This window comes from Phyllobacterium sp. (genome assembly GCF_037994405.1).
Classification (GTDB): Bacteria; Pseudomonadota; Alphaproteobacteria; order Rhizobiales; family Rhizobiaceae; genus Phyllobacterium.
The window spans coordinates 1-5,025 of record NZ_JBBNAN010000516.1 but is presented as its reverse complement, the minus strand read 5'-3'; the positions used below and the strand labels follow the sequence as shown (position 1 = coordinate 5,025).

The 5,025-nt window shown below is 59.3% G+C and carries 6 protein-coding genes and 1 pseudogene; 3 read left to right on the top strand and 4 right to left on the bottom strand.

The window, feature by feature from the left end; translation table 11 throughout:
- A partial coding sequence (locus AAAC48_RS28645) for an NAD(P)-binding domain-containing protein (protein ID WP_340657433.1) occupies positions 1-815 on the bottom strand: 815 nt, incomplete at its 3' end.
- A gap of 323 nt (positions 816-1,138) precedes the next feature.
- On the opposite strand from AAAC48_RS28645, the gene AAAC48_RS28640 reads away from it, so the two are divergent.
- The 3 genes and pseudogenes from AAAC48_RS28640 to AAAC48_RS28630 all read left to right on the top strand — a co-directional run bounded on the left by AAAC48_RS28640 (position 1,139) and on the right by AAAC48_RS28630 (position 3,042).
- Positions 1,139-1,477: a hypothetical protein gene (locus AAAC48_RS28640; RefSeq protein ID WP_340657432.1), complete on the top strand. Its 339-nt coding sequence runs from the start codon at positions 1,139-1,141 to the stop codon at positions 1,475-1,477.
- Positions 1,478-1,673: 196 nt separating this feature from the next.
- Positions 1,674-2,324 (top strand): glutathione S-transferase family protein, encoded by a 651-nt coding sequence (locus AAAC48_RS28635; RefSeq protein WP_340657431.1) that lies wholly within the window; start codon positions 1,674-1,676, stop codon positions 2,322-2,324.
- Positions 2,325-2,419: 95 nt separating this feature from the next.
- Positions 2,420-3,042 (top strand): annotated as a pseudogene (locus AAAC48_RS28630) (tyrosine-type recombinase/integrase).
- Between the two features lie 49 nt (positions 3,043-3,091).
- On the opposite strand, the gene AAAC48_RS28625 reads toward AAAC48_RS28630, so the two are convergent.
- The 3 genes from AAAC48_RS28625 to AAAC48_RS28615 are packed head-to-tail and all read right to left on the bottom strand — an operon-like array spanning position 3,092 to position 4,848.
- Positions 3,092-3,793, bottom strand: a complete 702-nt coding sequence (locus AAAC48_RS28625; RefSeq protein ID WP_340657430.1) for a DUF4405 domain-containing protein — start codon at positions 3,791-3,793, stop codon at positions 3,092-3,094.
- A gap of 58 nt (positions 3,794-3,851) precedes the next feature.
- Positions 3,852-4,325, bottom strand: a complete 474-nt coding sequence (locus tag AAAC48_RS28620; RefSeq protein ID WP_340657429.1) for a cytochrome P460 family protein — start codon at positions 4,323-4,325, stop codon at positions 3,852-3,854.
- A 52-nt stretch (positions 4,326-4,377) separates the two neighbouring features.
- Positions 4,378-4,848: a cupin domain-containing protein gene (locus AAAC48_RS28615; protein ID WP_340657428.1), complete on the bottom strand. Its 471-nt coding sequence runs from the start codon at positions 4,846-4,848 to the stop codon at positions 4,378-4,380.
- Between the last annotated feature and the right edge of the window lie 177 nt (positions 4,849-5,025).

Here is a 5,025-nt window from a genome sequence, read left to right as displayed (position 1 = left end):
ATATAGCGTTTGGCATTGTCGGAGGCTTCGTCCCCAAAGCGAACATTTGCTTCGACATCGTCGGCGAACGAGAAGCGACCGCCATCCGCAAGGCCGGTCAATCGCCCGAGAAGCACAATACCCTGGGCGCCGAGCGCCTGAAGGCTTATCGTGTGCTCCGACCCGAGCACACCACGCGGCGGGATGCGTCCCGCAAGCCGAATGACCTCCTCTCGCCGCACGTCGAGAAATCCGCTTTCATCGAGCCAGATCATGACGTCGCGCCCCCGATAGCGCCGTGGGAGCCGCCCGACGCGACTGGTCGCAAGGAAGACCGTCCGGCCCGCTTCCGCCAGTTCCTCCGCGATCTGGGCGCCTGATTGACCGCTTCCGACCACCAACACCGCTCCGCCGGGCAGATCGGCAGCGCTGCGATAGCCGGAAGCGTCGATCTGGTAAATGTCAGGCGGCAAGGCATCTGACGAGATCGGGCGCACAGGACAATTCAGGTTGCCGCTTGCGACGATCACGTTGCGCGCTCGAAGCGTGCCGTGCGAGGTGGTCAGCCGATAGGCGCCATTCTCCTGCGCGAGTTCGCTCACCGCAGTATCCGCTTCGATCGGCAGCCCATTTCTCCCGGCGAAGTCCTCAAGGAGAGCGACGAACTGGTCGCGCGTGAGGACACCATACGGATCCGGACCCTCGTAGCGGTCGCCGGGCATGACGGTCTGCACGTTGGGCGTATTCATACGAAAGGAATCCCACCGCTGCGTGCGCCAGGTCTCTCCTATGCGACCCCGCTCTAGGACGCTATGGCGCAGGCCCCTTCGTGCCAGCCAATAGCTGACACCGAGGCCCGCCCAGCCAGCCCCGACGACGACAGCATCGAGAACATCGGCACTATTGCCGCGGTGATCTCATGATCGGCATCCCCCAGCCATCCCCGCGCGGCATTAAGCCTTGTTCACGGCAATGAGTCCAGCGTCGCGGATCTCCGCACGACTGGCGGATACAGCCGTTCCCCATCTGGTGGCCACATGTCCGCATTGGACTGAAAGCTGTCCGTCTCTCGAGACACGAATGGTGACGGCAACGCGGGTGACTTCGGCCGCGCGGAGTGTAAATTGAAACATCATCTACCACCACGAAGAGAGCGCCAATGGCCCGTTTTCTAGCCGTGTACACCATGAAGCCCGAAGACCTCGCCTCTTTCCGCAGCCTGCCTAAGGCCGAGCAGGACGCGATCGATGCCGTCGGCTTGGAACAATGGGCGACGTGGGAGGACAAAAACGCCGCATCCATCCTCGATCGTGGTGGCATGGTGGGTAAGACGACGCGCGTAACCAACGACGGTGTCGCCGATGCCGTGAACCCTTTCTGCGGCTACATCGTCGTAGAGGCGGAAACCATCGAGGCCGCTGCGCGGCTGTTCGAGGACCACCCGCATATTAGGGTATTTCCGGGGGACGGCATAGATATCATGCCCTTTTTGACCTGAACTCCTTCGGGTCGGCAGCAGCCCACACTTAACCTTAACGGCTGGCTGCAACTTTGCGCCAGAAGCTGACGCTCAACGGCAGCAGGAACGTATCCCTTGAACTGTCTTTGACCTGACCGCGATAATTATCTCAAGTATGGGGTGTCGCAATCTCGAGCCAATCGTCTTCAAGACAGACAAGCTATGGAGGATAACAATGTCTGCTACTATTACGGCCTTTGAACGATCGCCAGATGGCGGTAAGGGACTGGCGCGTGATATGCCCGTCCGCTGGGCGCTCGAAGAAGTGGGCCAGCCTTACAACGTTCGTCTTCTTTCGTTCAAAGCGATGAAGGAACCCGCGCATCTCGCGCTTCATCCTTTCGGGCAGATCCCGACCTATGAAGAAGGCGAACTCGCCATGTTCGAGTCAGGGGCGATCGTGTTCCATATCGCAGAGCGCCATGCGGGCCTCCTGCCGGACGATGCGAATGCCCGGGCGCACGCGATCATGTGGATGTTCGCCGCGCTCAACACGGTGGAGCCGCCGATCTTCGACCTTACCCTCACCAAAGTCCTCGAGCGCGAAGAGCCTTGGTACGAGCAGCGCCTGCGTGTCCTCGAAAACAACATCCGTAATCGGCTGGGCGCACTTTCCGGTCGCCTTGGCGATGCCAACTGGCTCGACGGCGAGTTCAGTGCCGGTGACCTGCTGATGGTGACAGTACTGCGCAGGTTGAAAGGATCGGGTATGCTGGACGAATATCCGAACCTCTCTGCCTATGTGGCCCGCGGCGAAGCACGGCCCGCATACAAGCGTGCTTTTGACGCTCAGTTGGCGGTTTTCACCGCCACATTGGGCGGCTAGGGAACGTTCAGCTCTGGGCCGGGTAGCGACAAACTGTGATATCGTCTGACTGCCTGTAGGGGCGATGCGGCGGGAGGAGTGGCGGAGACTTCGTCATGGAAACCACTTTATTGCGTCCCCGATATCCATGGAATAAAGGTATTCTGGTTGGTCAGAAGCGGCCGCTTCAGCCGAAAAATGCATGGTCGATCCGCGTGCGTCTTGAAATGAGCGGGCAATTCGAGAGTTGGCGCTGTTCAATCTGGCCATCGACAGCAAGCTCCGTGCATGCGACCTCGTCAGATTGAGGGTAGAGGACCTTTGGTCTGGTAGTTCGATCCGAGATCGAGCGACCATTATCCAGAAGAAAACAAAGCGGCCCGTCCAGTTTGAGGTCACCGAACAAACAAAGACCGCACTCGTGGTATGGCTCCCATTCGTTCGAAGGAACGGCGGCAGTTATTTATTTCCGAGCCGCCGCAAGACGTCGCAGCACCTGTCGACACGGCAGTATGCCCGGATTGTCCACCGATGGGTCGCTTCCATCGGCCTGGAGACGAATGCCCACGGCACCCCACTCCATGAGGAGAACCAAGGCCGCGCAGATTTATAAGAAGACGGGCAACCTCCGTGCTGTTCAAATTCTGCTCGGCCACACGAAGCTCGAAAGCACCGTCCGATACCTCGGCGTCGAGGTGGACGACGCGCCCTTCGGATAGCCGAGCAGATTGAGCTGTAGGAAACGACCATCGGCGTGAAGCCGGTGGTCACCCCCGCGCCAACAGCGGTCAACGACACGGAGTGGAAGCTCGCGTCTTAGATCGATTGACCGAGCGCACTAATTCAAGTGTGTAGTGAGAAACGGCGACGCACAGCCCTACGATCGAAGCGTAGTTGACGAAGAACCCCAGCGTCGATTCGTTGAAATCCCACATATCGAGCGAGTATGTCAGCATCAGCTTGGAGCCGAAGGCCATTTCGAAACAGCTTCTGATCCCCCACATGGCGATCGCGACGGCGGCGCACCTGACGGCTATGGTTCGCGCAAGGTTTTGGTTGGTGATCCCGAACATGGTTCGGCAGGCGTTCATTACGACGGCCCACCGGGTTCCCAGGTGCACAGCAATGATGAGGAGGACCCAGTAGCCCGCGAACATATGGATTTCGCGGACCGCAAAACCTCCGTCGAGCGCCAGGAACGAGAAGAGATCGCGCGAGATCAGGACACTGGTGACCAGCATGACGACCATGGCCAATGCGAGCCCGACGATGGTTACGATGTTGAACACCCTTGTGGCATCTCGCCTGCCTTTTGATACCGCGCCATACCAGCGTCGATTGAAGACGTTATGGACGATGACGAGGGCGAACAGCGCCGTGCCGAACAGTTCGTGGGAGAGATTATCGCGCCACCAATAGGCAAGACACGCGATGATCAGGCCGACCGCAGTGAAATCGAGGAGGAGCCGGATACGGAACATGCTGCTCACCGGAGTGCCGCCCTGTAGTCGCTCACGGCCTGGGTCTGCTTTGTCGTTCTGAAGGTTTTCATTCGAACTCGAATCTTCGCATCTCGTTGAACGAATAGAGGAAGTCTCGATCCGCCCTGGACGTGTGGCATGACTGACAACGGGCGGTGTTTTCGTCCATGTTGATGGTCATGTCGGGCTTGAACCACTGGAACTGCCAGTCGCCGGTCCGGCGGCTCTCATCATAGTCGGCACCCCAGTCCTGGCCTTTCTCCATGACGAAGTAACGGAAGACCTCGCCATCGCGATAATCGACAAGGACGACATGCGAACCGGGCGGAACCGGCTCGCCCTTCTTGACGGCTTCGATCGCTTCGCGTGTCGTCATCAGATGTTCAGTCACCTCGGCGCGCGTCACCGTCGTGTAGTGAATGAGCTTGTCTATGTCCGGCATGGTCGTGCGGTTTGGCTCGGCATGGACTTGCCATCCGACGAGCAGGACACCACAGCCCGCCAGGATCGAAGCAGAGATAGCACCAAGGATTTTGTTCATATGTGGCCTCGATTGAGGTGAGTTTTGGAGAGGCGAACCCAACTGGAACGGTTCATCGCGCATACTGCGCGTCGGACACATGTTCGAGCCAGTCCGTCGATTTGCCGTCGAGCGATTCTGCGATGGCGATGTGGGACATCCCCGTTGTCGCGGTCGCGCCGTGCCAATGCTTGACACCCGGCGGTATCCAGACGACGTCGCCTGGCTTGATTTCCTGCGCCTCGCCTTCCCAGTGCTGAACAAGACCGACGCCGGCTGTCACGATGAGGGTCTGGCCAAGAGGATGCACATGCCAGGCCGTTCGAGCGCCGGGCTCAAAGGTGACTGTCCCCCCGCCGACACGGGCGGGTGCTGTGGTCTGGAACCGAGAATCGACGCGGACAGCCCCTGTGAAGTTCTCGGGCGGGCCGGCCGTTGAGGCATGTGTGCCGGCAGGCGTAACGGATACCGTCCTCTCCGGCTCGGCAAATGCGGCGGTCGCGCCCATCATCAAGGTCACGGGGATCAGGGACTTCGCGTTCATGTGGTGGTTCCTTTGGCTCGCACAGATCGACTGCTTCAGTTTTCGGCGAATACAGCGCTCGACAACGACGATTTGCCGATCGGATGCACGCAATTGCTTGAACGATCAGTCGAGGTTCTTTTCGTCGAGGAATTTTTCGACCTGATCGGCGATCTCGACGTTGTTGTGGTCCGACAT